General features: G+C 60.0%; 22 protein-coding genes. 10 read left to right on the top strand and 12 right to left on the bottom strand.

Translation table 11 applies throughout. From position 1 onward, the window contains the following. Positions 1-43 precede the first annotated feature (43 nt). The 5 genes from AC0V6V_RS09995 to AC0V6V_RS09975 all read right to left on the bottom strand — a co-directional run bounded on the left by AC0V6V_RS09995 (position 44) and on the right by AC0V6V_RS09975 (position 4,307). Positions 44-682, bottom strand: a complete 639-nt coding sequence (locus AC0V6V_RS09995; RefSeq protein WP_486165235.1) for a lysophospholipid acyltransferase family protein — start codon at positions 680-682, stop codon at positions 44-46. Positions 683-764: 82 nt separating this feature from the next. Next, complete coding sequence (locus tag AC0V6V_RS09990) at positions 765-1,121, bottom strand: hypothetical protein (RefSeq protein WP_486165234.1); 357 nt, start codon at positions 1,119-1,121, stop codon at positions 765-767. Further along, entirely contained in the window at positions 1,121-2,764 is a 1,644-nt protein-coding gene (locus AC0V6V_RS09985; protein ID WP_486165233.1) for a carboxyl transferase domain-containing protein, read from the bottom strand. Before AC0V6V_RS09985 ends, AC0V6V_RS09990 begins: the two co-directional genes overlap by 1 nt. 2 nt (positions 2,765-2,766) lie before the next feature. Further along, complete coding sequence (locus tag AC0V6V_RS09980; RefSeq protein ID WP_486165231.1) at positions 2,767-3,129, bottom strand: DUF6163 family protein; 363 nt, start codon at positions 3,127-3,129, stop codon at positions 2,767-2,769. An 11-nt stretch (positions 3,130-3,140) separates the two neighbouring features. Further along, positions 3,141-4,307 (bottom strand): isovaleryl-CoA dehydrogenase, encoded by a 1,167-nt coding sequence (locus AC0V6V_RS09975; RefSeq protein ID WP_486165230.1) that lies wholly within the window; start codon positions 4,305-4,307, stop codon positions 3,141-3,143. Positions 4,308-4,467: 160 nt separating this feature from the next. Between AC0V6V_RS09975 and AC0V6V_RS09970 the strand changes: the two genes are divergently transcribed. Genes AC0V6V_RS09970 through AC0V6V_RS09955 form a run of 4 tightly spaced genes read left to right on the top strand, consistent with a single transcriptional unit; the run spans position 4,468 to position 8,784 of the window. Beyond that, a complete protein-coding gene (locus tag AC0V6V_RS09970) occupies positions 4,468-5,970 on the top strand; it encodes a sensor histidine kinase (protein WP_486166318.1) in 1,503 nt (500 codons plus the stop codon). A 10-nt stretch (positions 5,971-5,980) separates the two neighbouring features. Continuing rightward, positions 5,981-6,472: a hypothetical protein gene (locus tag AC0V6V_RS09965; RefSeq protein WP_486165227.1), complete on the top strand. Its 492-nt coding sequence runs from the start codon at positions 5,981-5,983 to the stop codon at positions 6,470-6,472. Positions 6,473-6,490: 18 nt separating this feature from the next. Next, entirely contained in the window at positions 6,491-7,249 is a 759-nt protein-coding gene (locus AC0V6V_RS09960) for an ATP-binding cassette domain-containing protein (RefSeq protein WP_486165226.1), read from the top strand. Beyond that, positions 7,246-8,784 carry a glycine betaine ABC transporter substrate-binding protein gene (locus AC0V6V_RS09955; RefSeq protein ID WP_486165224.1) on the top strand — a complete coding sequence of 513 codons (1,539 nt, stop codon included), beginning with the start codon at positions 7,246-7,248 and terminating at the stop codon, positions 8,782-8,784. The genes AC0V6V_RS09960 and AC0V6V_RS09955 overlap by 4 nt, the downstream gene beginning before the upstream one ends. Here AC0V6V_RS09955 and AC0V6V_RS09950 read toward each other — a convergent pair. From AC0V6V_RS09950 to lgt, 3 genes are all read right to left on the bottom strand, one after another. Further along, positions 8,781-9,209: a DUF2147 domain-containing protein gene (locus tag AC0V6V_RS09950; protein WP_486165223.1), complete on the bottom strand. Its 429-nt coding sequence runs from the start codon at positions 9,207-9,209 to the stop codon at positions 8,781-8,783. The two genes, AC0V6V_RS09955 and AC0V6V_RS09950, sit on opposite strands and share 4 nt — an antisense overlap. A 72-nt stretch (positions 9,210-9,281) precedes the next feature. After that, complete coding sequence (locus tag AC0V6V_RS09945) at positions 9,282-10,340, bottom strand: class I SAM-dependent methyltransferase (RefSeq protein ID WP_486165222.1); 1,059 nt, start codon at positions 10,338-10,340, stop codon at positions 9,282-9,284. Then, positions 10,337-11,248 carry a prolipoprotein diacylglyceryl transferase gene (gene lgt, locus AC0V6V_RS09940; protein ID WP_486165221.1) on the bottom strand — a complete coding sequence of 304 codons (912 nt, stop codon included), beginning with the start codon at positions 11,246-11,248 and terminating at the stop codon, positions 10,337-10,339. The genes AC0V6V_RS09945 and lgt overlap by 4 nt, the downstream gene beginning before the upstream one ends. A 204-nt stretch (positions 11,249-11,452) precedes the next feature. Between lgt and AC0V6V_RS09935 the strand changes: the two genes are divergently transcribed. Both AC0V6V_RS09935 and AC0V6V_RS09930 read left to right on the top strand, forming a co-directional pair. After that, entirely contained in the window at positions 11,453-13,159 is a 1,707-nt protein-coding gene (locus tag AC0V6V_RS09935; RefSeq protein WP_486165220.1) for a class I adenylate-forming enzyme family protein, read from the top strand. 25 nt (positions 13,160-13,184) lie between these two features. Next, positions 13,185-15,965 (top strand): [protein-PII] uridylyltransferase, encoded by a 2,781-nt coding sequence (locus AC0V6V_RS09930; protein ID WP_486165219.1) that lies wholly within the window; start codon positions 13,185-13,187, stop codon positions 15,963-15,965. Positions 15,966-16,000: 35 nt separating this feature from the next. Here the strand turns inward: AC0V6V_RS09930 and AC0V6V_RS09925 are convergent, their stop codons facing one another. Beyond that, positions 16,001-16,477 carry a hypothetical protein gene (locus tag AC0V6V_RS09925; RefSeq protein WP_486165218.1) on the bottom strand — a complete coding sequence of 159 codons (477 nt, stop codon included), beginning with the start codon at positions 16,475-16,477 and terminating at the stop codon, positions 16,001-16,003. A 6-nt stretch (positions 16,478-16,483) separates the two neighbouring features. Continuing rightward, a complete protein-coding gene (locus AC0V6V_RS09920; protein ID WP_486165217.1) occupies positions 16,484-17,149 on the bottom strand; it encodes a YggS family pyridoxal phosphate-dependent enzyme in 666 nt (221 codons plus the stop codon). A gap of 35 nt (positions 17,150-17,184) precedes the next feature. On the opposite strand from AC0V6V_RS09920, the gene AC0V6V_RS09915 reads away from it, so the two are divergent. From AC0V6V_RS09915 to AC0V6V_RS09900, 4 genes are all read left to right on the top strand, one after another. Next, positions 17,185-17,745: a thiamine phosphate synthase gene (locus AC0V6V_RS09915; protein ID WP_486165216.1), complete on the top strand. Its 561-nt coding sequence runs from the start codon at positions 17,185-17,187 to the stop codon at positions 17,743-17,745. Between the two features lie 123 nt (positions 17,746-17,868). Next, the gene (locus AC0V6V_RS09910; RefSeq protein ID WP_486165215.1) at positions 17,869-20,244 is read left to right on the top strand and encodes an FtsK/SpoIIIE family DNA translocase; all 2,376 of its coding nucleotides are present in this window, start codon (positions 17,869-17,871) and stop codon (positions 20,242-20,244) included. Between the two features lie 11 nt (positions 20,245-20,255). Continuing rightward, the gene (locus tag AC0V6V_RS09905) at positions 20,256-20,681 is read left to right on the top strand and encodes a thiol-disulfide oxidoreductase DCC family protein (RefSeq protein WP_486165214.1); all 426 of its coding nucleotides are present in this window, start codon (positions 20,256-20,258) and stop codon (positions 20,679-20,681) included. Then, positions 20,678-22,300 carry a saccharopine dehydrogenase family protein gene (locus AC0V6V_RS09900; RefSeq protein WP_486165213.1) on the top strand — a complete coding sequence of 541 codons (1,623 nt, stop codon included), beginning with the start codon at positions 20,678-20,680 and terminating at the stop codon, positions 22,298-22,300. Before AC0V6V_RS09905 ends, AC0V6V_RS09900 begins: the two co-directional genes overlap by 4 nt. 79 nt (positions 22,301-22,379) lie before the next feature. Here the strand turns inward: AC0V6V_RS09900 and AC0V6V_RS09895 are convergent, their stop codons facing one another. Then, a complete protein-coding gene (locus AC0V6V_RS09895) occupies positions 22,380-23,444 on the bottom strand; it encodes a substrate-binding domain-containing protein (protein ID WP_486165212.1) in 1,065 nt (354 codons plus the stop codon). Between the two features lie 114 nt (positions 23,445-23,558). Continuing rightward, a complete protein-coding gene (locus AC0V6V_RS09890; protein ID WP_486166317.1) occupies positions 23,559-24,932 on the bottom strand; it encodes an OprO/OprP family phosphate-selective porin in 1,374 nt (457 codons plus the stop codon). Positions 24,933-25,164 lie beyond the last annotated feature (232 nt).

Raw genomic sequence — 25,164 nt, 5'->3', positions numbered from 1 at the left:
TGGTCTGATAAACTACCCGCTGGGCCGTTTCATTCGGCCGTGTTTAAATCGCCTCTGTCCCGTTGATGATCGCTTGAGCCTGAGCTTCCAGCACTTTGTAGCGCGGATAGTCGGGGCGCTTTGAACGGAGCCAAGCGGCAATTTTCGCCAAATCTTCGCCGTAATTGCCGCTGGGGATCATCGGCTCGCTGAAACCCAAAACTCTGTCTTCCCAGCTAACCCAAGCCAGCACGATAGGAACTTTGGCCGCCTGCGCGATGTGATAAAAGCCAGACTTCCATCTGCCATCAGATTTCCGCGTGCCTTCAGCGGCCATGACCAGCGCCAATTTTTCGCGCGCTGCAAACTCCTCAGCCACCTGCTCCACCGCACTGTTGCTTTTCGTACGATCAACCGGAACGCCGCCCATATCGAGCATGAAATTGCGCAAGACCCCTTGGAACAGCGTGTGCTTGCCCATGAAATTGGGCCGCACATCTTCCGCCTCGGTCGCACCCACAAAAAACACAAAATCCCAGTTCGAGGAATGGGGCGCACCCGCAATGACAAACTTCGGGATGTTGGGCAGTCTGGTGTCGATTTTCCAACCCTGGAATTTGTAGATCGCCAAGATAATACGGCGCACGATCCGCGAGAGGATCGTCGGTTTGCGCGGCTCTTCGCTCGGTATGGTTTCGGTCAATTCTCTCTCCCCCCAGCAACTGGGCGAGGGCGTTGTGCCCTTATTGTAGACAGTTACGCAAGGGTAGGGATGAGGGTTTCAGTTAAGCCCCCTCGATTGGCTGGCTGAACTTTTTGCCTTCAAAGAATTCCAGAAAGACCGTTCGGACCTTCGCGTCGCTCAATGTCCCGCGATAAACCCAGAAAGGTTTGCGAACTCGTTTGGAAGTGTCAATCCAATCGCCAGTCGTTAGAAATTGCCGGAACCACCAACCTCGCCGCTTCGCAGTAACGATCCAATAAGCATCATCCCGCTTGGCTCGGATCGTGTACTTTTCATTTTCTTTCAGCTCAATCACACCGCCATCAGGGATTTGCGCCAATCCTAACAATGCCGAGCTCAGCTCTTCTGCTTCACTGATCGCGAGCACGCGCCCTTCCGGCAGGCAAAGCTTCATCATCACATCCTGAACACGCCAAAGCTTGGCCGCTCTGGGATCGGCGCTTCCAATGTTGCGGCGAAGGCCAGGCCCAGCACGTCGCGGGTCTGCGCGGGGTCGATAACCCCATCATCCCACAGGCGCGCGGTCGCGTAGTAGGGATTGCCTTCGTCCTCATACTTCTGCCGAATCGGGGCCTTAAAGGCCTCGGCTTCATCCTCCGACCATTTGTCAGCATCGCGGTGAACCGTGGCGAGCACGGATGCGGCTTGCTCTCCGCCCATCACGCTGATCCGCGCATTGGGCCAGGTGAACAGGAAACGCGGAGAGTACGCCCGCCCGCACATGCCGTAATTGCCCGCGCCGAAAGACCCGCCGATCACCACGGTAATCTTGGGCACGGTCGCGGTCGCAACTGCCGTCACCAGTTTCGCGCCATGCTTGGCGATGCCCTCCGCTTCATATTTGCCGCCGACCATAAAGCCGGAGATGTTCTGCAGGAACAGCAGCGGAATGCGGCGTTGCTGCGCTAGCTCAATAAAATGCGCGCCCTTTTGCGCGCTTTCCGAAAACAGCACGCCATTATTGGCCAGGATCGCGACCGGCATGCCCCAAATATGGGCAAAGCCGCACACCAAAGTGCTGCCATAATGCGCTTTGAATTCGTGAAATTCGCTGCCGTCGACCAGCCGCGCGATGATCTCTTTCACATCATAGGGCGCGCGCACATCATCGGGCACGACAGAGTACAACTCGTCCGCGTCAAACTTCGGCGGGCGCGGGTCTTTGATGCCTGAGTGAATCCCCGCGGAGGCGGGGATCTCATGCAATCCGAGGGAGGCCCCCGCCTGCGCGGGGGCGCAGTGCGAGATGATATCGCGCACAATCGTCAGCGCGTGCTCGTCATTCTCGGCTAGGTGATCAACGACGCCGGATTTCTTCGCGTGCAGATCGCCGCCGCCCAGATCCTCTGCGGTGATTTCCTCGCCCGTTGCCGCCTTCACCAGCGGCGGCCCGGCGAGGAAGATCGTGCCTTGCTCGCGCACAATCACCGTCTCGTCCGACATCGCCGGCACATAGGCGCCGCCTGCGGTGCAGCTGCCCATGACGCAGGCGATTTGAGGAATGCCCTGCGCGCTCATATTGGCTTGGTTGAAGAATATCCGGCCAAAGTGGTCGCGGTCCGGAAAGACCTCGGCCTGATGCGGCAGGTTGGCCCCGCCGCTATCGACCAGATAGATGCACGGCAGGCGGTTCTCCATGGCAATCTCTTGCGCGCGAAGGTGCTTCTTCACCGTCATCGGATAATAGGTGCCGCCTTTAACCGTCGCATCATTGCACACGATCATCACTTGGCGGCCCGACACGCGGCCAATCCCTGCGATCATGCCCGCACCGGGAATGTCAGTGTCATAAAGACCATTGGCGGCGAGCTGGCCAATCTCAAGGAACGGCGAGCCAGGATCAAGCAAGCGCTCCACCCGCTCCCTCGGCAGCAGCTTGCCGCGCGAGACATGCCGCTCTCGGCTGCGCTCGGGACCGCCAAGCGCCGCCTCCGCGACCGTCGAACGCAGGTCTGCGGCGAGCGCCTTGTTATGCGTAGCGCGTGCCTTGGCCTCTGGGCTTTCAATGTCGAGTTTTGATGTGAGAACGGGTGCGGTCATTGTTACTCTTGCTTCTCCAAGCCTCGCCAATGCTCCCATGCAGCAAAAAACACAAATGCCGCAAAGGCACTTTGCAAAGTGAGGCTAAAATAGAATTCTTCGTATCCGGCAACAAAAGCAGTGTAGCCGTTCACCAATACATTTGATGCCATGATCAATGTGCCAAGCACCACGCCCCAGCGCTCACGCAGCCAAATCAACATAGCTGCGAGTGGATCGAGGAACACAAGGCTGGTCCAATAGATATTCCATGGCAACGGACGGAAATCATAAGGTAGCCAGCCGCCATAGAAGATGTCGAGCGTATGCGTGACCGTCCCGATCACAAAGCCGCCGGTCCAGATGATCTTGGCGATGGTTGGCATCACGCAGCTGGTTAACCCGCCGCCCCTATCAGTTCCCGCCCGATCAGCATCCGGCGAATTTCGTTCGTGCCCGCGCCAATATCGAGCAGCTTTGCATCGCGCATGTAGCGCTCTACCGGCCAATCCTTAGTGTAGCCTGCACCGCCCAGCGCCTGCACGCTTTCGGCCGCGACGCGAAACGCGTTTTCGCTCGCGAGCAGGATCACGCCTGCTGCATCAAACCGAGTGGTTTGATCGCCGTCGCACGCCTTTGCCACGGCATAGGTGTAGGCGCGCGCCGATTGCAGCGCGACATACATGTCGGCGACCTTGGCCTGCATCAATTGGAAGCTGCCGATGGGCTTGCCGAACTGCTTGCGCTCGCGAAGATAGGGAATGACGCAATCGAGGCAGGCCTGCATAATGCCGAGCTGAAGCCCGGCGAGAACAACGCGCTCATAATCCAGCCCGCTCATCAGCACGCCGACGCCGCCGTTTACGGGGCCCATCACGCGGCCTTCTGGAATGTGGCAATCGTCAAACACCAGCTCTGACGTGGGCGATCCGCGCATGCCGACCTTGTCGATTTTCTGACCAATCGAGAAGCCTTCGTCGTCCTTTTCGATCAGGAAGGCAGTGATCCCGCGCGAGCCCGCATTCCCGTCGGTCTTGGCATAGACCACCAAGGTATCTGCCTCTGGCGCATTGGTGATCCAGAACTTGGTGCCATTCAGCACATATCCGCCCTGAACCGCCTCTGCTTTGAGCTTCATCGAGACGACATCAGAGCCAGCGCTAGCCTCGCTCATCGCCAGCGATCCGACATGCTCTCCGCTGATAAGGCCGGGCAGATATTTCGCCTTTTGCTCTTCATTGCCCCAGCGGCGGATCTGATTGATGCAGAGGTTGGAATGCGCGCCGTAGGATAGGCCCACGCTGGCCGATGCCCGGCTAACTTCCTCAACCGCAATCACATGCTCCAGATAGCCTAGGCCTAGGCCGCCATCGGCCTCATCCACGGTCAGCCCGTGCAGGCCCAGCTCGCCCATCGGCTTCCACAATTCGCGCGGGAACCAGTCTTCGCGGTCGGCCTTCTCTGCCAGCGGCATGATCTGCTCATCGGCAAACCGGCCAACGCTGTCGCGGATCATCTCCGCCGCTTCGCCGAGTTGAAAGTCAAAGTCTGGGGTAGCGCGCATTTTTCATTACCTTGCGTGAAATAATATGTTCCGCCCGCCATATCATTGCGCAGGCTAAGCGCAAACTTTCTGAGCGCCGATACCTCGGTGCTCATCCTCAATTTGAGCTCGGACGCGTTTCATGTATGGGAAGCCTGAAAGGACCAAGTCTCTGACACTTTTGGACTCGCCCCCCTGGCCATCTGACCAGTCGCCCGCAAAGGAATTTTGTGACGAACGCAGCCGCCTGCGCGTGCTGGCGAGTTTTGATTTGGACGGTGTCAGCGGCGATCCAGAATTGGTTCGCCTGGTCAGATTCGCCGCAAAATTGTGTGACGCGCCCTCGGCTTCCGTCAGCCTGGTCGAAGAAGAGCGGCAGCGCTTTATCGCCAGCGAAGGGCTCGACATCACCGAAACTCCGCGGTCGACCAGCTTTTGCGCGCAAACCATGCTCGGCGATGACCTGCTCGAGGTTCTGGATGCGGCGAGTGACGCGCGGTTCCGGGATTACGCCTTGGTGCGCGAGGACTCGCATCTGCGCTATTACGTTGGTGCGCCGCTGATCTCTTCCGAAGGTGCTCCAATGGGCGCCCTATGCGTGATAGATACAAAGGCCCGCGCTAAGGGGTTGTCAGAGTTTCAGCGAGACGGCCTGATCGTGTTGGCCGATGCGGTAAAGCGCCGATTGGAAGCGCATCGGCAAGCGCATCTCGCCGTGTTCGAGCTTAAGGAAAGCGCGGAGCGGGTGCAGTTCATCCTCGACGGCGTGCCCGATATCGCCTGGTCGGCGGCGCCCGGCCCCGTGTTCGACAATTTCAACGCGCGCTTCACCGAAGTAACCGGAGGTGCGCCGCCCAGCAGCGTGGATGATTGGCGCGCGTTCATTCATCCCGACGACTTTGAGGCGTCCTTGGCCAAGTTTGAGCAAGCCATAACGACCGCGAGCGAATTTGCCGATGAATGGCGCCTGCGTCAGGCCGACGGCTCGTATCGTTATGTCATCTCGCGCGCGGTCCCCTCGACCGATGATCCGGCCACGGCGCGCTGGTTTGGCACGCTGACCGACATCGACGATCGCTATCGGATGTCGCAGGAACGCGAATTGCTAGCGGGCGAGCTGGCACACCGGATCAAGAACATCTTTTCCGTGATCACCGGGCTGATCTCGCTTCGATCACGCGGGAACGAGGCCAATCAGAAATTCGCCGAAGAGCTCAACACCAATCTTCGCGCACTCGCCCGGGCTCAGGAATTCGCCATGCCGGTCAGCGGCAGCCGCGGCGAAACATTGGCCGATCTGCTGCGAGTGTTGATGGCCCCCTATGGCGCAGACAGCTCTGACGTGGTCAGCATCACGGGCGATAATGTGAGTTTCGGCGGCGGCGCGTCCATCCCACTGGCGCTGATATTCCACGAGCTGGCAACCAATGCGGCCAAATATGGTGCGTTGAGTGTCCCCACTGGCCGGGTTGCGATTGATATCGCTGAGACAGGCGATGATGTCGCGATCACATGGCGCGAAAGCGGGGGGCCAGAAACCACTGAGCCGCAAGACTCCGGCTTTGGCTCGCGCTTGATCAGCATGGCCATCAATCATCAATTGGGCGGCAGCATGACCCAGGACTGGCAGAAAAGCGGCCTGATCATCACCATAAGGGTTCCGCGAGAGCGCCTAACCCAGTAGGCTTTGCGCCATGCTCTTACGATCACGCCCACTCAGCCTTTTCCTTGGCGGCCTGACTTTAGCCCTCGCCGCCTGCGCGCCAGAGGAAGAGAGCGGCTCCGACAGCGCAGACACTTCGTCCGAAACGCCGAGCGACAGCTCTGAAGCGACCGCGGCATCCGATGATGCGCCCATGGCGGAAACGGGCTGGGTCGCAATCGGCACAGACGGCGCAGTCTACACCACATTCTTTGATGCCGACGGCACCTACCGCGATTTTCGCAATGGCGATCCGGTGCAGCAAGGCAGCTGGGAACGGCGAGAAGATGCGCGGCTGTGCCTGATCCCTGCGGGCGAGCAAGTGCGCGGCGAATGCTGGTCAACCAGCGCGGTCGATGATGATGGCACCATGCGCAGCACCGATGGCACTGGCCGAACGATTGAGCTGAAACGCGTGACCTATATCGCGCCGGCGCCCACTGCCGAAGATAATGACGCGGTCCCTGCCGAGGGTGAGGGTTAAGCCATCACCTCACAGGCCTTGCTAAAATTTGAAAGCGCCAGCCGCCGATATGGCGATGTGATCGCGGTCGGCTCGGTCGATCTTGAGATTGCCAAGGGCAGCTTCGTCGCTTTGGTCGGGGCCTCGGGGTCTGGCAAATCGACGCTCCTCAAAATGGTCAACACTTTGGAGGTGCCGAGCGCCGGCAAAGTGCTGTTCGCAGGCGATGATGTCGCCGCGCAGCCGCCAGCCGCTTTGCGCCGCCGGATCGGCTATGTCTTTCAAGGGATCGGCCTGTTCCCGCATTTGCGCGTGGGGGAGAATATCGCAATCGGCCCGCGCCTTGCAGGCGAGACATTGAGCGCCGAGCGCATCACCGAGCTGCTGGAGCTGGTCGAGCTGGAAGGCGAAATGGCGGACAGAATGCCGGATGAGCTATCGGGCGGCCAGCGCCAGCGGGTCGGCGTCGCCCGCGCGCTCGCGATTGAGCCGGAGTTGCTGCTGATGGATGAGCCATTCGGCGCGCTCGATCCGATCACGCGCGATGCCTTGGGCGAAACCGTCAGAGAGCTGCACGAGCGGCTCGGCCTCACCACCATCATGGTGACCCACGATATGGCCGAGGCTCTGCTGCTGGCTGACCGAGTGCTGGTGATGGAGGCGGGCGCGATTGTCGCCGATGAAACGCCCCATGCCCTGCTCGCAGGCAAAGGTGGAGACACAGCGCAAGGCCTGGTCGCTGTACCGCGCCAGCAAGCGGAAAAGCTCGCAGCGATGGAGGCGAGCGGGCCAAAGTGAGCGAATTTCTCGAAATACTCTTTGGCCTCGGCGACAAGCTGACCGCGCACATCGTGCTCGCGGCCAGCGCTATTGGCCTCGGCATCGCGGTTGCTCTGCCTCTCGCCGTCTGGGCAAGCCGTTCACGCAATGTTGCGCGGGTCGCGCTGGGCTTTGCCAGCCTCGTCCAGACGATCCCGGCGCTGGCTTTACTCGCGTTGTTCTTCCCAATTCTGCTGAGCCTGCGCGCCGTATTTGGCGAGGGCCTACCCACGCTGGGCTTCCTGCCCGCGCTGCTCGCTCTTGCGCTCTACGCACTGCTGCCGATCCTGCGCAATGCGGTGACCGCGCAGGCCAATCTCGACCCCGGCGTGCTGGAGGCCGCCGACGGCGTCGGCATGACCAGCTGGCAGAAATTGCGCCTGGTCGAGGCCCCGCTGTCTGCACCCTTCATCATGGCCGGCATTCGAACCGCCAGCGTCTGGACCATCGGCGCGGCCACGCTCTCCACCACGATTGGCCAGCCGAGCCTGGGCGATCCGATCTTTGCCGGACTGCAAACGCAAAACTGGGCGCTGGTGCTAGCCGGCTGTTTCGCCAGCGCGGCGCTCGCCCTGATCGCCGACAATTTGCTGGGCTTGATTGAGCGCGGTCTCGCCCGCCGGTCAAAGGTCATGTGGGGCAGCGGGCTGATCGCGGTTGCTGCCGGGATTATCGCAGCGCTCAGCGTACAATTTGGCGGGGAGGAAGAAGACACGATCATCATCGCGTCAAAGCAATTTTCCGAGCAATATATCCTCGCGCAATTGATCGGTTCGCGGCTGGAGGCGGCGGGCTATGCCGTGGAATATCGCGACGGTCTGGGCTCGGCGGTGGTCCACAATGCAGTCGCCAGTTCCGCAATTGATATCTCGGTCGATTACACCGGCACGATCTGGACCAACAATCTAAAGCGCACCGACAACCCCGGGCGCGAGGCGATGTATCAGACCATCAAGGAGTGGGAGGCGCAGGAGAACGGTGTGCTCGTGCTCGGGCGGCTGGGGTTTGAGAACGCCTATGCCTTTGCCATGCGCGAAGACCGCGCGGCGGAATTGGGCCTCACCTCGCTGGAGGATTTGGTCCGTGTCGCGCCGCAGCTGACCGTGGGAGGCGACCCTGAATTCTTCGAACGGCCCGAATGGATCGCGGTGCGCGATGCATACGGGATGCGCTTTGGCCAAACGCGCAATTTTTCCCCCACCTTCATGTACAATGCGCTGACCTCGGGCGAGGCCGATGTGATCAGCGCCTACACCTCCGACGGGCGCATTGCGGCGGACCGATTGGTAGTGCTGGAGGACCCGCGCGAGGCTTTGCCCAGCTATGATGCGATGCTGATGATTTCCCCACGCCGCGCGAATGATGCGGCTTTGATCGCTGTGCTGGAACCGCTGATTGGAGCAATCAGCGTGGACGCAATGCGCGAGGCAAATTTCGCGGTCGACCGGCAAGAGGACAAGCTAAGCCCGAAAGAGGCGGCGAAGCAATTGGCCGATGAGATTGGCTTAGACTAGCGCGCTTTGCGCCATAGCTGAGTTTGGCAGAATGGCCCGATACAACCTTTTACCTCCAAAACGTTGGCGCTCTTGCGGCGCAAAACCGAACGATAGCTTTTGCCATCATTTGGATCGTAAATACGGCCGCGCCAGACATCACCATCCTGTTTGAAGCTGGTCAGAATAGGTAGGCCCAGCAGCTTGCGGTTCCGCTTTGCTTTGTCAGGATTGTAGATATCCCGCTGATCGGCTCCGTCAGGCGGAGTGACGAGAAAGCGGGCAATCCTGCCACATGTTGTCGCACCGCATTTGCCAATCGAAACGACGGCGTCTTTGTCTTCCGTGACCCACCGCCCCGTGATCGGATCGGCCGCATGGGCGGGGCTGGCAGCCGCCGCAATGGCAGCCAAAACAGGGGTGACAATAGCAAGGCGCAGCTGCATCAGATTCTCCCAAACCATAAGCGCGATTATAAAAGGACATTCGCACGCGCAGCGCCAGTGGTTACATCGCGTTCAAAAACCCGCGCCCGGTTTTGGCCAACCGCCACCCGACAGTCCCATGACTTTGAACAACTCGCCCATTTGCTCAGCCTCGACCAGCCGGTCCCGCTGCCGCTGAAGCTTCGGTGCATTGCCGGGCGATTGGCGCTGCAAGGCCTCTAGCCGCGCGTCTATCCCGAGTACGCTCAACCATTGCCCCTGCGTCGTCAGCCCCATGATATGCGCGCCGTGCTGCGCCGCTGTCTCGCTCAGCTGGCCAAAATCGACATGCGCGGTGAGGTCTGCCTCACCCGGCGTCGCGAAGACATCGACCTTTTGATGCGCCCGGATCGCTTGCAGGGTTGAGCCAGGGCTTAGCCGAGCCGCGCCATAATCCACCACCAACGCCGCGCCGCCTTGGCCCGCCAGCCGCTCGGCAATCTCGGCCATAACGCTCGCAGCGGCGGGACAGGTTTCAATCAATGTGCCTTCATCCGCGCCGCGCCATTGCTCCGGCACTGCAGCGTCCATCGGCTTGTCTCCGGCAACGAAGACCAGGTCGTCACCCTCCAGCCCGACCATCCGCTCGCGCCAGCCGCCCGGCGTGCGCAGCAATTGGCGGATCGGCAGAGCGTCAAAAAATTCGTTCGCCACCAGCAGGATCGGCGCATCATCGGGCAGGGTGCTGACATCATCATGATGCGTAACGCCCGGCACAGCCCCGCGCTGGATCGCGCGCAGGCTCTCCGACCCTTCCACAAAATGCACCTGGGGCTTGAGTCCAAAACGCGCCACCGTGCGCAAAGCATCAGCGGCCAAAGTGCCGCGCCCCGGGCCAAGCTCGACATAGTGGACCCGCTCTGGCGAGCCCATTTGCGACCACAGATCCGCGAGCCACAGGCCGATCAGCTCTCCGAACATCTGGCTGATCTCAGGCGCGGTGATGAAATCGCCACCACTGCCCAGCGGATCGCGGCTGGTGTAATAGCGCGCGTTGCTCTCACCCATGAATTGCAGCAGGCTGATCGGACCGGTCTCGCGGATCAACCGGCGAAACATGGCCGTCAGCTCGCCAGTGGCGCGCTCACTCATGCGGAGGCCGACGCGCTCCCGCCGGTGCCGACAGGCTTCTTCATGACCGCCATCAGGGTGACCGCCAGGCCAACCAGAATGACGGGAATTGTAAGCCATTGCCCTTGGCTAAGGCCCGTTTCAGCGACCCGGTAGGCCAGCTGAGCATCAGGCTCGCGGAAGAATTCATTGATGAAACGCGCAGCGCCAATGCCGAGCAGGAAGACGCCAACCAGCAAGCCGCGGCGATAGCGCGCGCCAGTTTTCCAGAACAACAGCAGCAGGATAATCAGCAGCAGCAGACCTTCGAGCCCCGCCTGATAGAGCTGGCTGGGATGGCGAGCGACGTCACCCCCGCCGGGAAAGACCATGCCCCAGGCCACATCCGTGGGGCGGCCCCACAGCTCACCATTGTTGAAATTCGCCAGCCGGCCAAGGAACATGCCCATTGGCACCGTTGTGGCGACGTAATCCGTGACCCGGATAAAATCGAGCTTACCCGCCCAAGACACCCAGCCCATCGCCAGCATCACGCCCAGCAAGCCGCCGTGGAAGCTCATGCCGCCATCCCACAGCCTCAGCAGTTTCCAGCTGACAAACCCCTCACCGCTAAAATCGGTAAACAGTTCAGGCTGATAGAACATCGCATAACCCAATCGCCCGCCAAGGATCACGCCGAGTGTGCAATAGAAGAACAGGTCATCGGCATGCCGCTGAGCCATCGGCGCGCCGGGCTGTTTGAGCATTTTGGAGACATGCCAATAGGCAAAGATCACGCCCAGCAAGTAAGCCAGCGAGTAGTACCGTAGGATCAGCCACCCTTTATCAACTCCGGGCAAAATGGCACCCAGATCGATGCCCGGCGTAAACCCAAGCTCTGCCCAATAGATTGGGTCGGCGGCGCCGCTGGCGGCGAGTAGTGACAGCACGAAGCGAACCTCTTATTCACGCAAATGAGACGTCAAAGCACAGGCGATGCGTCCTTGATGCGCGGCTTTTGGCACAGCGGATGGTCCGGGGGAACCCTCCGTTACCGGCGCGCATTACAAGTGAGAGGAAAACGCAGGTCGGTTTGCGCTTGCCGCACGCTGGCGCTCACCTAAAAAGAATAAAAACTAAGGAGAGAGATTCGCATGCCCACACAGTTGGACACTGCACTAGAGGCGATCATCGCCGCGATGACCAAAGAAGGTCAGCCATTTGTCACCAAGCAGGTTGAACGCGGCGGGGTGGAAATGCCCGCGTTCCTCGGCGCGCCGCCAACTCTGGCGCATTATTTCGCGCATTTCTGTAACGAGCACAAAGATGTCGAGTTTCTGGTCGATGGCGATCTGCGCCTGACCTTTGGCGAATGCTGGCACGCGGCGACCCATGTCGCGCATGGTCTGGCGACCCAGCATGACGTGCAGAAAGGCGACCGCATCGGGATTGCCGCGCGCAACTCAGCCAATTGGATGATCGCCTATATGGGCATCATCATGGCGGGCGGCTGCGCAACATTGCTCAACGGTTTCTGGTCAGGTGATGAGCTAGCCTATGGTATCCGCCTGGCTGAATGCAAAGCGGTGGTGGTTGATGCGGGCCGGGCGAAACGCCTGGAGGGCACAGATCACAGCGCCAAGCTGATCATGATCGAGCATGACTGCGCGCCATCAGAAGGCCTCAAGGCTACTTGGGCCGAAGGGCAAACCGCCATGGCGATGCTCGGACAGCTGGGCGCAGATGATCTGGCGACCATTCTCTACACCTCTGGATCGACCGGCCAGTCGAAAGGCGCTTGGTCCGATCACCTCGGTGTTGTCAGCGGCACGATGAACTATGTCGCGCAAAGCGCGATGGCTAAGCTGCTGCTGGAAAGCCAGGGTCAGGAACTGACGGACCAGCCATGCGCGCTGATCGCTGTGCCGCTGTTCCATGTCACGGGTGAGGTTCCGTTGTTCCTCCAATCCTATGCGATTGGGCGCAAGCTGGTGCTGATGCCGAAATGGGACGCGGAGGAAGCGCTGCGCCTGATGGAGGCCGAAAAGGTCACCTATTTCGTCGGCGTTCCGCTGATGAGCTACGAAATTGCGACCCATCCCAATCGCAGCAGCTATGATCTTACCGCGTGTAAGAGCTTTGCCGCTGGCGGCGCGCCGCGCCCGGTTGAACACGTCAACAAGATCAAAGAAGCCTTCCCAGAGGGCTTCCCGCTGCTCGGCTATGGCCTCACCGAAACCAATGCGGTGGGCTGCGGCAATTTCAATGAGAACTATTTGGCAAAGCCCGGCTCAACCGGGAAAGCCAGCCAGCCATTGGTTGATCTGCGCATCCTCAATGATGACGGCGCTGAACTGGCTCAAGGCGACATCGGCGAGGTGTGCATCCGTTCGGTCGCGAATTTCCGCGGCTATTGGAACAATGACGAGGCAACCGCCGCCGCCTTTACCGACGATCAGTTTTTCCGCACTGGCGATCTCGGCTATCTTGATGAAGACGGCTATCTCTTCATCGTCGACCGCAAGAAAGACATCATCATTCGCGGCGGTGAGAACATCACCTGCATCGAAGTGGAAGATGCGATCTATGCCCATGCCGATATCGCAGAATGCTCTGTATTCGGCCTGCCGGATGAACGCATGGGCGAAGTGCCAGCGGCGATTTTCCGCGTGAAAGACGGCGCAGCGGCGATGAGCCAGACGCAGCTGCGCGAGTTCCTGCTCAGCCGGATTGCGCCGTTTAAGGTGCCGCTGGAAGAGCATATCTTCATCTCCGCTGAGGCACTCCCACGCCTCGGCACGCAGAAGATCGACAAGAAGAGCCTGCGCGAGCAATTCACTGCGCAAATGGAACGAGCATGAGGGCGCCGGGCACGCTGCATAAAACATGACGGCTGTGCCCGGTCCCGCGAAGACGCCGCGCGTGCCCCGGCAGCGCGCAATCGTCGATCGCCGCCTCCTGGCGGAGCAAATTGCTGCTCTGGCTCAGGAGCACGGCGCTGATGCTCGCATGCAGATTGTCGAGGCGCTGCGCAGCGCCTTGGACGCAGGCCGCGCGGAGCTGTCTGAGCGGCTTAAGCAAAAACCCGCTGCAGGCTATGAATGCGTTCACGGACATTCATTCCTGATCGATCAATTGATCCGCGTGATCCACGATTACGTGACGGTCCATGTCTACCCGATCGCCAATCGCACCACCGCTGAACGGCTCTCGATCCTGGCGGTCGGCGGTTATGGCCGCGCAGAAATGGCTCCGCATTCCGATGTCGATATCGCCTTTATCACCCCGATGAAACGCGCGCCCTGGTGCGAGCAGGTGATCGAGGCGATCCTCTATCTGATGTGGGATCTGGGCCTGAAGGTCGGACATTCCAGCCGCACAATTTCCGACACGATGAGCATGGCGAAGGAGGACCTGACGATCCGCACCGCATTGCTCGAAGGGCGCTTTATCTGGGGCGACCAGCAGCTTTATGATGAGCTGAGCGCCCGTTTCTGGAGCGAGGTTGTCAGCGGAAGCGAGCGGCAATTCCTCACTCAGAAACTCGACGAGCGCAACGAGCGGCACAAGCGGATGGGCAACAGCCGCTATGTCGTGGAACCGAATATCAAAGAGGGCAAAGGCGGCCTGCGCGATCTGCAAACGCTCTATTGGATCGGCAAATATATCCACCGCGCCCGCAACGCCGCCGATCTGGTCGATGTCGGCCTGTTGACGCGGCAAGAATATCGCAGTTTCCGCCGCGCAGAAGGCTATCTACTTGCGGTGCGGTGCCACATGCACGATCTCACCGACCGGCCCGAGGACCGGCTAACCTTTGATCTGCAGCGCCAAGTGGCGGAGCGAATGAATTTCGCCGATCGGCCAGGCAAGAGCGCGGTTGAGCGCTTCATGCAATTCTATTTCCTTCAAGCGAAACGCGTGGGCAGCCTGACCGGCGTCTTCCTCGCTCACCTTGACCAGAAGTTCGCGAAAAAGCGCGCCGCCAGCGGCTTCTTTGCCGGATGGGGTCAAAAGTCTCGTACGCTCAAAGGCTACACTGTGTTCGGCGGCAAGATTAAGGCCCCAAACGACAAGTGGTTCCGCGATGATCCGGTGCGCTTGATTGAGCTGTTCCAGCTGGCTGAGGCTGAGGGTCTTGAGGTTCATCCCGAAACCATGCGTCAGGCCGACCGGGACAGCCGCCTGATCAATCGCGCGGTCCGCCGGGATAAACGCGCCAATGAACTGTTCCTGTCGCTGCTCGGCGGGCGCAATGATCCTGAGACTGTGCTGCGCTGGATGAATGAGGCGGGCGTTTTCGGACGCTTTGTGCCCGATTTTGGCCGGGTCAATGCTCAGATGCAGTTCGACATGTATCACCACTACACCGTCGACGAGCACACGATCCGCGCGATTGGCCTGCTCAACAAAATCGAGAAGGGTGAGCTGAAGGATGACCATCCGCGCGCCACGCGGATCATTCACAAGCTAAAATCGCGCCGCGCGCTCTATGTTGCGGTGCTGCTGCATGACATCGCCAAGGGGCGCGGCGGCGATCACTCGGTGCTGGGCGCGGAAGTGGCCGAAGAGCTGTGTCCACGCTTTGGCCTGGACGAGGAAGAGACCGAACTGGTTGCGTGGCTGGTGCTGCAACATCTGCTGATGAGCTCCACCGCGCAGAAACGCGACCTCACCGACCCGCAGACCATCGAGACCTTCGTGGCCGAAGTGCAAAGCCTGGAGCGTCTGCGCAATCTCGCGATCCTGACCGCAGTCGACATTCGCGCGGTTGGCCCCGGCACTTGGAACAGTTGGAAGGGTCAGCTGCTCGGCGAATTGTTTGACGGTGCGCAAGAGCGCCTGCGACTTGGCCATATGCGCCATGGCCGCAAGGAACGCGTCGCGGCCAAGAAAGCAGCGGCGAGCGAATTGCTGGGTGAAAAATCGGCGCTGGTCGAGGAAGTCGGCGATCTGCTGGGCGATGCCTATTGGATAGCAGAGCCCGAAGACATCATCGCGCTCAATCTCGTGCAATATGACGTGGCTCGCAAAATCGAAGATCACCTATCAATCCATTGCGAGGTCTATGAGAAACGCGGTGCCACTCTCGTCAGCGTTATCGCAGCCGATGATGCGGGCCTGTTTTACCGCATTGCTGGCGGCATTCACCTAGCTGGGGCGAACATTATCGATGCCCGCATCCACACCGCGAAAAGCGGCTATGCGGTCGATAATTTCTTGGTCCAGGACCAGCATGGCCAAGCGTTTAGCGAAGAGACCCAGATTGCCCGTTTGAAGACCGCGATCACTGACGCGCTGACCGGCAAAACCTCTTTGGTGCCAAAACTCGCCGCTCGCCCGCTGCCGCATCGCCAATCCAAGGCGTTTTCTGTCGCTCCGCGCGTCAATTTCGACAACGAGGCCTCTGGCCGCTTCACCCTGATCGAGGTGACCGCGCGCGATCGCCCAGCTTTGCTCAACCGCTTGGCCCATGCGCTGTATCAATCGAACCTGATCGTCCAATCAGCCCATATCACCGCCTATGGTGAGCGGGTGGCGGATACGTTCTACGTCACCGATTTGACCGGTGCCAAGGTAACGGCAAAAGAGCGGCTGAATGAAATTCGCAGCGCTCTGCTGGAAGCCGCCAGTGATAAGAAACAGCGCGAATTGGAAAAGGTTTGAGACCGTCTTGGTCTGGGCGTCGTAGCCTCACCAAACTACCCGCGCGCCATCACCAATAGCAGTGCGATCTTGCGGCTATCAAAACCGACGAAAGCCCATTCAAAGGTCGCGTCAGAAATCGGGTTCCAGAGCCCGTCGAACCGATTGCTCAGAATGGTGCGCTGCGCTGGTTCAAGGGCGTTGATGAACGCGTTTGCACAGGCCCGCGCGCGCCCCATGCCTAGCCATTGTTGCCGCTGAACCATCTCGCGCTCAAACGCGTCCGACATAACTGTCATCGCAGCTCTCGCTCCGCTGGCCTCAGCGCTCGCATCGAGCATTTCCCAATTGAAGCCGATTTGTTTGAAGCCAAATTGAGCGACGAACCTGTCGGCAATCACGCTGGGCGCATCAAAGCATTCCTCTCGCGATGCATATTCAAAACGGACATCCGCCACCGCGCCAAGCGGCCCCAGCCAGTCGGCGCCGAAGGCCTTTAGCTCGGAAAGATCATCAGGCTCCGCGGCACTCATGAAGCTTTAGCCCCCGCGCGCACCGAACAGAGCCGTGCCGACGCGAACATGCGTCGCGCCCAATTGCACCGCCGTCTCATAATCGCCACTCATCCCCATGGAGAGACCAGCAAGGCCATTGTCCTGCGCGAGCTTATGGAGCAGCGCAAAAAACGGCGCAGGCTCAATGTCCGCTGGCGGCAAGCACATAAGGCCCGCGACCGGAATACCAGCCTCGCGCGCCTTGGCGAGCAGATCCGGCACATCGGCAATAGCGCAGCCGCCCTTTTGCTCTTCGGCGCCAATATTGACCTGAATAAAACACGGTACTTTCCGGCCCGTCTTTTCCATCGCCTTGGCCAAAGCCTTCAGCAGGCTCGCCCGATCAAGGCCGTGGATACAGTCGAACAATTCCACCGCGTCCTCCGCCTTATTCGATTGCAATTGGCCGATCAGATGCAGTTCGACATCGGGATATTGCTCACGCAAGGCGGGCCATTTGTCCTGCGCCTCTTGCACGCGGTTTTCACCAAACACGCGCTGCCCCTCTTCCAGCAGCGGTACAATCCGCTCCGCCGGATGGGTTTTGCTGACCGCGATCAGGGTCACATCCTCGGTCTCGCGCCGGGCGATCTTGCACATTTTGGCAATTTTGGCCTGCACTTCGCCAAGCGGGGTTTGAGCTATTTCCATATCGTCTTGTCCTTTGCCCGCGCTATAGCGGAGCCATGGCGTCACACCAGACCATCGCTGCCGGCTTGCCCAATTTGTGGCTCATTTCTGATGCGCGCAATGATACTGGGCTGGAGCAGGCCCTTAGCGCATTGCCGCGCGGCAGCGGGTTTATCTATCGTCATTATCACTTGGATGATCCGGCCCGATGGGCGCGGTTTTGCGCGCTGCGCATAGTCGCAAAGGCGCGCGGGCATGTGGTCATTTTGGCCGATAGCGCTTTAACTGCGCGGGAATGGGGCGCGGATGGCATCTATGGCCCGCCCCGTTCATTGACTCCGCGCCGCAGAGACATGCTGCATCTCGCCACCGCACATGACCTCCATGAAATCGGCCTTGCGAACCGCTTTGGCGCGGACGCGGTGTTGCTCTCACCGGTGTTCCCCACCCGATCCCATCCCGGCGGCAAAGTGCTTGGAACCGCTCGTTTTCAGCGCCTTAGCCAGTATTGCGAAGCGCCCGTGATCGCGCTCGGCGGGATGAACGCTCAGCGCGCTAAACGGCTTGTATACCGCAATCGTCCGGTCCGCTGGGCCGCGATCGACGGGCTATCTTGAAGCAATAGGCACTGGCCTCCACCGCCCGCGCCCTCCAACAGTTTCACCGCACTATCGCTCTTGGCTTGACCCCGAGTCCTCGCTCTGCGATTCTTGGGCCACCAATTCAAAGGACGCGAGAATATGGCGACACGGGCCATCAACACCAGAAAAGCCAATCCTGACTGGCGGGCCGCATTCCGCCGGTCGATGCGCCGCTTTGCGCAGATGACAGGCGCGGCCGCGCTGATCGGGACGCTCGGCTTTCTCTCGCTCTCACTCGCCAGCTACACGCAAACCGACCCCAGCCCCTCAACCGCCGCCGCGGCCAATGAAGTCGCCAATTGGATGGGCGTATGGGGCGCATGGGCAGCCGACCGGGTGCTATTCGCATTTGGCCTGACCGCGATCCTGCTCTTGCCACTGCTCTATATTTCGGCGCGCAAATTATGGCTCGATGTTGAAAATGGCGATGAAGAAGAGACCACGCGCTGGTGGCTGCCGACCGGGCTGTTGCTGATCGCAATGGTCCTGCTCTCAACCGTGCTCTCGCTTGCCTTTGACGGGACCGGCGGCACGTTGCCTGCGCAATTGGGCGGAGTTTCAGGCCTGCTCGGAGCCTCCGCAATCGAAGCCGTCGCTGCAAGGTTTGGCGAAGGCGCAGAGGGCTGGGTCATCCTTGGCTTGGCGCTCGCCTCGCTCGCCGCCGGTGTTGCGCTGCTCACCCGTATCTTCGCGATTGATTGGCGGGCGCTGCTGACCTTGCCAGACTTTGTGCGGGGCAAATTGCTCGCGCGCGTACCCGGCTTTGGAGCCCTGCCCGACGGGCCGGACCTGTCGCTGCCAAAGCTTTCTGGAGAGCCGAAAAAGGCCAAAGCCAAGGGTAAGGACAAGGCCGAGCCGGTCATTGAGCCGTCCCCGCGCCGCGCGCCGGAGATCACCGATCCATCCGCCCCGCCCAAGCGCGCGGCCATGGCCAAGACGAAGCAGCGCGACATGTTCGCGACCTACGATCTGCCAAGCCTCGATCTGCTCACCCCGCCGCCGGAGGATTTCGCGCCCAAGCTCGACAAGCTGGCGCTGGAGCGCAATGCGCGCCTGCTCGAAAACGTGCTGGACGATTTTAATGTGAAGGGCGAGATCACTGCCGTTCGCACTGGCCCCGTCGTCACCATGTACGAGCTGGAACCTGCACCGGGTATCAAGGCCAGCCGCGTGGTTGGCCTGGCCGAAGATATCGCGCGCAACATGTCCGCCATTTCGGCCCGCGTTTCGCCGATCCCGGGTAAAACCGTGATGGGCATTGAGCTGCCCAATGCAGACCGCCAAATGGTGATGCTGAAAGAGCTCGCCGCCTGCGCGGACTTTGCTGAAAGCAAGGGCGCACTGCCGATGATCCTGGGTAAGGATATCGCCGGTGAGCCAATCATCGCCGATCTTGCCGCCATGCCGCACTTGCTGGTCGCGGGCACCACTGGCTCGGGTAAATCGGTTGGCCTCAACTGTATCCTGCTCTCGCTCCTGTACCGCTTCACACCGGCCGAATGCCGGATGATCCTGATCGACCCCAAGGTGCTGGAACTCGCAAGCTACGATGATATTCCGCACTTGCTATCCCCCGTGGTGACAGAGCCGCATAAGAGCGTGCGCGCGCTCAAATGGGCGGTGGAAGAGATGGAGCGGCGTTACCGCATGATGTCCTCGGTCAATTCGCGCAATATCGGCAATTTCAACGAGAAAGTCAGCGCGGCTGCCGCCAAGGGCACGCCGCTGGGCCGCCGGGTGCAGACCGGATTTGATCCGGAAACCGGCGAAGAGCTGTATGAAGAAGAACAGCTCGATTACGAGCCATTGCCGCTGATCGTGATTATCGTCGACGAGCTCGCCGATTTGATGGTCACCGTGGGCAAAGAGATCGAAGTTCTGATCCAGCGCCTCAGCCAGAAATCGCGCGCCGCGGGTATCCACCTGATCATGGCAACCCAGCGCCCATCGGTCGATGTTATCACCGGTGTGATCAAAGCCAACTTGCCGACCCGCATCAGCTTTAAGGTCACCAGCCGGATCGACAGCCGCACCATTCTGGGCGAGCAAGGCGCAGAGCAGCTGCTGGGCAAAGGCGACATGCTGTACAAGCCGAACACCGGTGCGATGATCCGGGTCCACGGCCCGTTCGTATCGGACGAAGAGGTCGAAGCGGTGGCCGATTTCTGGCGCGCTCAGGGCAAGCCTGACTATGTCGATGCGGTTACCGAAGAGCCAGAAGACGGCGGCGGGTTCGCCTTTGAAGACGAGATGACCGCCAGCGATGATCCGGCCGAGCGCAAATATCGCCAAGCCTGCCAGGCAGTGTTTGAAGCGCAAAAGGCCAGCGGTTCGTGGCTGCAACGGCAAATGGGCGTCGGCTACAACACGGCGGCGAAATGGATTGAGCGGATGGAGAGCGAAGGCCTGGTCGGCCCGGCAAACCATGTCGGCCGGCGCGAGATTTACCGCGATCAGGACGGCAACCCGCTCTAGGGCGGCTGACCATGCCCGATAAAACCATGCAGCCGGGCGAGCGCGACCATGCGATCATCCTGTTCGATGCTGAATGCGTGCTGTGCTCAGCCAATGCGCGCTTCGTCCTGAAGTTCGACCACGCGGCTCGTTTCCGCCTCGCCTCCATGCAAAGCGATGCCGGTGCCAATCTGTTTCGGCGCTTCGGCATTGACCCTAGCGATCCCGACACAATCATCGTCGTCGAAGGGGACACAGCCCGTCGCGACAGCGATGCCGTGATCGCAATTTACGAAGGGCTGGGCTGGCCGTGGAAAGCGGCCAAAGTGCTGCGCATATTCCCGCGCGCGCTGCGCGACCCGGTCTACCGCCTGATCGCGCGCAATCGCTATAAGATTTTCGGGAAGCGCGACACCTGCTGGCTGCCGCCAGAACATTTGCGGGACCGCATGCTGTGAAGAGCGCGCTGATAATCGGCGGCTATGGCGGGTTTGGAGCGCGGCTCGCGCGCCGATTGGACGCAGATGGTTGGCACCTCATCATTGCGGGTAGGAACGCCGAGAAAGCCAATGCAATGGCGAGCACCTTACAGTCCGCCTCTGGAGTTCAGCTTGATCGCAGCGGCGACATCGCCCCAAGCCTTAAAGCGCACAGCCCCTTTCTGCTCATAGACGCAGCCGGGCCGTTTCAAGACAGTGACAACCGGGTGCCCGAGGCCTGCTGCGCTCTCGGCGTGCACTATCTCGACCTTGCCGATGCGCGCGCATTTGTGACCGGCATCAGTTCGATGGACGCGCGAGCGCGGGATGCGGCCGTCGCCGTGATTTCAGGGGCCTCCAGCGTTCCCGCGCTGTCTGGCGCGGTGCTGCGCGACCTCACCCAAGATTGCGAGGCCGTCACGCGGGTCGACATGGCGATTAGCGCTTCTGACAAGGCCAGCGCAGGCACTTCGGTCGCTTCCGCAATCCTGTCTTACGTGGGTCAAAAGCTGCGCCTCTGGCAGGGCCAGCGGTGGGGCACCTCTCATGGCTGGCAGCAGGTGGAGCGAATAAGGCTAAAGGCGAAGGACGGCGCGCGCATCTCACGGCTAGTGGCTCTGGCCGATGTGCCCGATCTTGATCTAGTCCCCGCTTCTCTGCCCGGAAAGCCCGCGACGCGGTTCAGCGCCGGGCCGGAATTCGGCTTCCAAGTGATTGCCATGTGGCTGCTCAGCTGGACGGTGCGCTGGGGCTGGCTGCGTTCTTTGGTTGGACTGCGCGGGCTGTTGCTGCCGCTACAAAAGCTCACCCAGCGATTTTCCGACGGCAACAGCTTTATGACGGTGCGCGCGTGCGTCAAAAGCTCCGATGGCTTTGAGAAACGCACTTGGCATTTGATTGCACGGGATGGAAACGGGCCGGAAATCCCTGTGTTCGCCGCGCAATTGCTGGCCAATGCATTGGCAGAGGGAGAAGTTCCCGCTGGCGCAAGAGCGGCCCACCAAGAACTAAGCCTAGCGCAATTTGAGCCGCTGTTTGGCGAACTTGAATTGGAGACGGACACCAGCGCGGAGCGCTACATTCCGCTCTACAAACGAGTGCTGGGCGATAGCTTCGAGCATCTGCCCAAGGCCGTGCGAGACCTGCATATGGTTTGCGGGGATGCTGGCGCGCAGGGCAGCGCCACGGTCACGCGCGGTACAAACATTTTCGCCCGGATGATTGCCGCAATCATCCGCTTTCCAGAGGCCGGAGAACACCAGCTGCACCTTGAATTTCGCGAGGATCACGGCCGCGAAAAATGGATCCGCGATTTCAGTGGACGCCGCTTTCACAGTGTTCTGGCCGAGGTGGGCGGCCATTTGACCGAGCGCTTTGGCCCTATGCGGTTTACTTTCAACCTACCGGTTAGCGACGAAGGGCTGGAGATGCAGATCATCCGCTGGACCGCCTTTGGCATTCCCATGCCAATGATGCTCGCGCCGCGCGTACAGGCCAGCGAGACCCAGGATGGCGAAGACTTCATTTTCGATGTGGCCATGGCCCTGCCGCTGATCGGCAATCTGGTCCATTATAAAGGGCGGCTGCGGCCAGTCTAAGCGGCGCTCCACCTCAAAAACAAAGGGCGCGGCCCGGCGTCATGCCAGACCGCGCCCCAAGCGCATATTGTGTTGCTGATTACTCGCCTGCTGGCGCTTCCAGCTCAGCCTTGGTCAGTGTCAGAAGGTCGGTTACCCGCGCTTCGTTTGCTGCCATCGTGTCGGCTGGCGATGCGACCAGGCCGATCTTGGCAAGCGGGCCGTCAGCCTTCCAGTTCTTGACCCATTCAGCGAGATACAGGTCGAGGCCTGGGATCGCGTTCATGTGGTTTTTCTTCACGTAAACATAGAGCGGACGCGCACCGGGATAAGCGAAGCTGGCGATGTTGTCATAGGTTGGATCGACATTGTTCATCGGCAGGCCTTTGACCTTGTCCGCGTTCTCTTCAAGGTAAGAGAAGCCGAACACGCCAACCGCGCCCGGATCATTCTCGATCTTTTGAACGATCAGATTGTCCTGCTCGCTCTGGTCAACATAGGCGCCGTCGCTGCGCACTTCGGTGCATACTTGCTGATGCTTGTCTTCGTCTTCTGCCTTCAGCGCGTCCATTTCTGGATTGCTGTCACAGCCAGCTTCAAGCACCAATTCCTTCAGCGCGTCGCGCGTGCCAGAGGTTGATGGCGGGCCGTAAACGAGGATCGGTTCCGCAGGCAGCGATGGGTCAACATCGGCCCAGGTCTTGGCGGTTTGTTCACCGCCATATGGGTTTTTCGCCAGCGCTTCGTAGACGATCTTTGGCGTCAATTGCAGCGAGATGCCATTTTGCGCAGAGGCAAAAGCAATACCGTCGAGGCCAACTTGCAGTTCGATGATGTCATTGACGCCATTCGATGCGCAGGTTTCAAACTCGCTAACCTTCATGCGGCGCGATGCGTTGACCATGTCCGGTGTGTCGGCGCCTTCGCCGGTGCAGAACAGCTTGATGCCGCCGCCGGAACCGGTCGATTCGATCAATGGTGATTTGTAATCAGGGTTTGAGCGAGCGAAGCTTTCAGCCACTTGCTTAGCGAACGGATAAACCGTCGAAGAGCCAACCGCGCGGATAGAATCGCGCGAGCCGCCAGCGCCGCCTCCGCTTTCGCTGCAACCAGCGACTGCGACGGAGGCCATAAGAGAGAATGCAATTGTTTTCGTGAGTTTCATCAGGAAGGTCCTTGATAGAAGAATTCAAAGGCGCGCTATGCGGCCTGTGTGACATGCTTATGACAGCGGCAGGCGAAGCGCAGATGCGCGCCGCGCCATGCCGCCGCCGCGAAATTAAAAGTCGATCTGAGCGCGAACGCCAAAGGCATCGACCCCGTAAGACGTATCGCCCGTTGCCGTTGGCAGAACGGCATCATTGTACTGCAAGCGGCCATAATTGGCGAGCAGCATGGTGTAATCGGTTGGCTTCCACACCAGCGATAGAAAGTACCCGTCCTGCGTGCCGCCAAAGATCCCGCTGTTGTTGAGATCCAGCCGGTCATAACGGGCGTTAATCTGGAGCGAACCCATGCCGCCTTCGCCAACCGGATTGGCTGGCTTGGTGCGGTCAAACTTGCCGCCTTTATAGCCGCGAGTGTCGCCAGCGGTCAGGAAATAGCCAACCTCGGCATAGCCGCCGAAGAAGCTTGGATCATCCATACCCACTGGCATTTCAAGGTTTTGCCAATAGCCCTCTGCGACCGCGTGGAAGCGGCCAGAGATGATTGCGCTTTCTAGGCCAAAGCCAGTCTCGCTCTCTGCGTCCAGATTGCCGGTGTTGATGAAGCGTTCGCTGGTGAAGCCAACGAGCGGACGCTGGCGATAGCGAACCGTGCTGTCATCTTCATAAGAGCGATAATGCAGCGATCCGCCAAGGTGCAGCTGAGCATCGCCGAGCTTTGGCATGTAGACCACGCGGCCATCGGCGCTCCAATTTTGGTTGGAGAGGCGGTCCATATTGTCGGTGAACACGCCGCCCTGAACCAGAACATCGCCAGCACCATAAGTGACGCCAACGCCGACCCGGCGGATGAAGTTGAACGCATCGGTGTAGGCTGCACGCTCAATGAAAGAGGTGTGCAGGCTGCTGGTCAGCTCTTCCAGACCTTGGAAATTGTTGAACTGGCCGACCTGAATATCAACATCGCCCGCTTCGTACAAAATGATCGCATCGGTGACGGTGAGGTCGCTGTTGGCCACATCAACTTCGAACTTATAGCCAAATCCGCCCGGCATATCGCCAGAAATGCCGAGACGCGCGCGGCGCACATCATTACCAAAGCCTTCTTCGGCTCCGGTAGAATCCGGCGCGTTGATGAACCCGGCATCATATTGCAGCCGCCCGCGCGGCTTAAAGCTCCAGCCGCCATCGGCCTCAATCTGAGGTGTGCCTTTAAATTCGATGCTGGCTGTGTCTTGCTCTTTCTGGGTTTCTTGAACCGCAGCGATCGCTGTTCCGGCAGATTGCGCCTCAGCCTTTGCCGCAACAGCCTCTGCTTCGACATCTTCCAGCTCGCCTTCAAGCTGATCAATGCGAGCGGCCATTGCCGCCATTTGCGCGCGCATTTGCGCCATTTCTTCGCGCAAATCACCGCTGTCTTGGGCGCCGGCAGGGGCGGAGGCCACCATGGCGCCAGCGAGTGCAATAAGTGAAACGTTACGTATCATCGGGTTCCCTAACCTTTACAGATTCGAGACGCCCCTATGACCGTTATGCGACGGATTAGTGACAATAGGCGTCGTAACTTTTCAACAGGGCGAATGATACGGTGGTGCGGTATAGCTGACTGTAACAAGCGCCCCACCTCTCCTCGATCATAGAGCCTTCAAACCAACACTCGCGGGTATTTCTGCGCGGCCAAACAAACGTCGGATTTTCTTACAAGATTTTAACCTGCTC

The sequence above is a fragment of the Erythrobacter sp. S249 genome (assembly GCF_057364975.1).
Note: the sequence above shows the minus strand (reverse complement) of the source record. Positions and strands in the feature narration are given on the sequence as shown.

Coding starts and splice junctions, on each gene's coding strand:
- AC0V6V_RS09975 (WP_486165230.1), bottom strand. CDS start 4,307: ATGCGCGCTACCCCAGACTTTGACTTTCAACTCGGCGAAGCGGCGGAG.
- AC0V6V_RS09895 (WP_486165212.1), bottom strand. CDS start 23,444: ATGAAACTCACGAAAACAATTGCATTCTCTCTTATGGCCTCCGTCGCA.
- AC0V6V_RS09910 (WP_486165215.1), top strand. CDS start 17,869: ATGGCGACACGGGCCATCAACACCAGAAAAGCCAATCCTGACTGGCGG.
- AC0V6V_RS09980 (WP_486165231.1), bottom strand. CDS start 3,129: ATGCCAACCATCGCCAAGATCATCTGGACCGGCGGCTTTGTGATCGGG.
- AC0V6V_RS09930 (WP_486165219.1), top strand. CDS start 13,185: ATGACGGCTGTGCCCGGTCCCGCGAAGACGCCGCGCGTGCCCCGGCAG.
- AC0V6V_RS09985 (WP_486165233.1), bottom strand. CDS start 2,764: ATGACCGCACCCGTTCTCACATCAAAACTCGACATTGAAAGCCCAGAG.
- AC0V6V_RS09965 (WP_486165227.1), top strand. CDS start 5,981: ATGCTCTTACGATCACGCCCACTCAGCCTTTTCCTTGGCGGCCTGACT.
- AC0V6V_RS09905 (WP_486165214.1), top strand. CDS start 20,256: ATGCCCGATAAAACCATGCAGCCGGGCGAGCGCGACCATGCGATCATC.
- AC0V6V_RS09950 (WP_486165223.1), bottom strand. CDS start 9,209: ATGCAGCTGCGCCTTGCTATTGTCACCCCTGTTTTGGCTGCCATTGCG.
- AC0V6V_RS09935 (WP_486165220.1), top strand. CDS start 11,453: ATGCCCACACAGTTGGACACTGCACTAGAGGCGATCATCGCCGCGATG.
- AC0V6V_RS09925 (WP_486165218.1), bottom strand. CDS start 16,477: ATGAGTGCCGCGGAGCCTGATGATCTTTCCGAGCTAAAGGCCTTCGGC.
- AC0V6V_RS09920 (WP_486165217.1), bottom strand. CDS start 17,149: ATGGAAATAGCTCAAACCCCGCTTGGCGAAGTGCAGGCCAAAATTGCC.
- AC0V6V_RS09945 (WP_486165222.1), bottom strand. CDS start 10,340: ATGAGTGAGCGCGCCACTGGCGAGCTGACGGCCATGTTTCGCCGGTTG.
- AC0V6V_RS09915 (WP_486165216.1), top strand. CDS start 17,185: ATGGCGTCACACCAGACCATCGCTGCCGGCTTGCCCAATTTGTGGCTC.
- AC0V6V_RS09990 (WP_486165234.1), bottom strand. CDS start 1,121: ATGATGAAGCTTTGCCTGCCGGAAGGGCGCGTGCTCGCGATCAGTGAA.
- AC0V6V_RS09890 (WP_486166317.1), bottom strand. CDS start 24,932: ATGATACGTAACGTTTCACTTATTGCACTCGCTGGCGCCATGGTGGCC.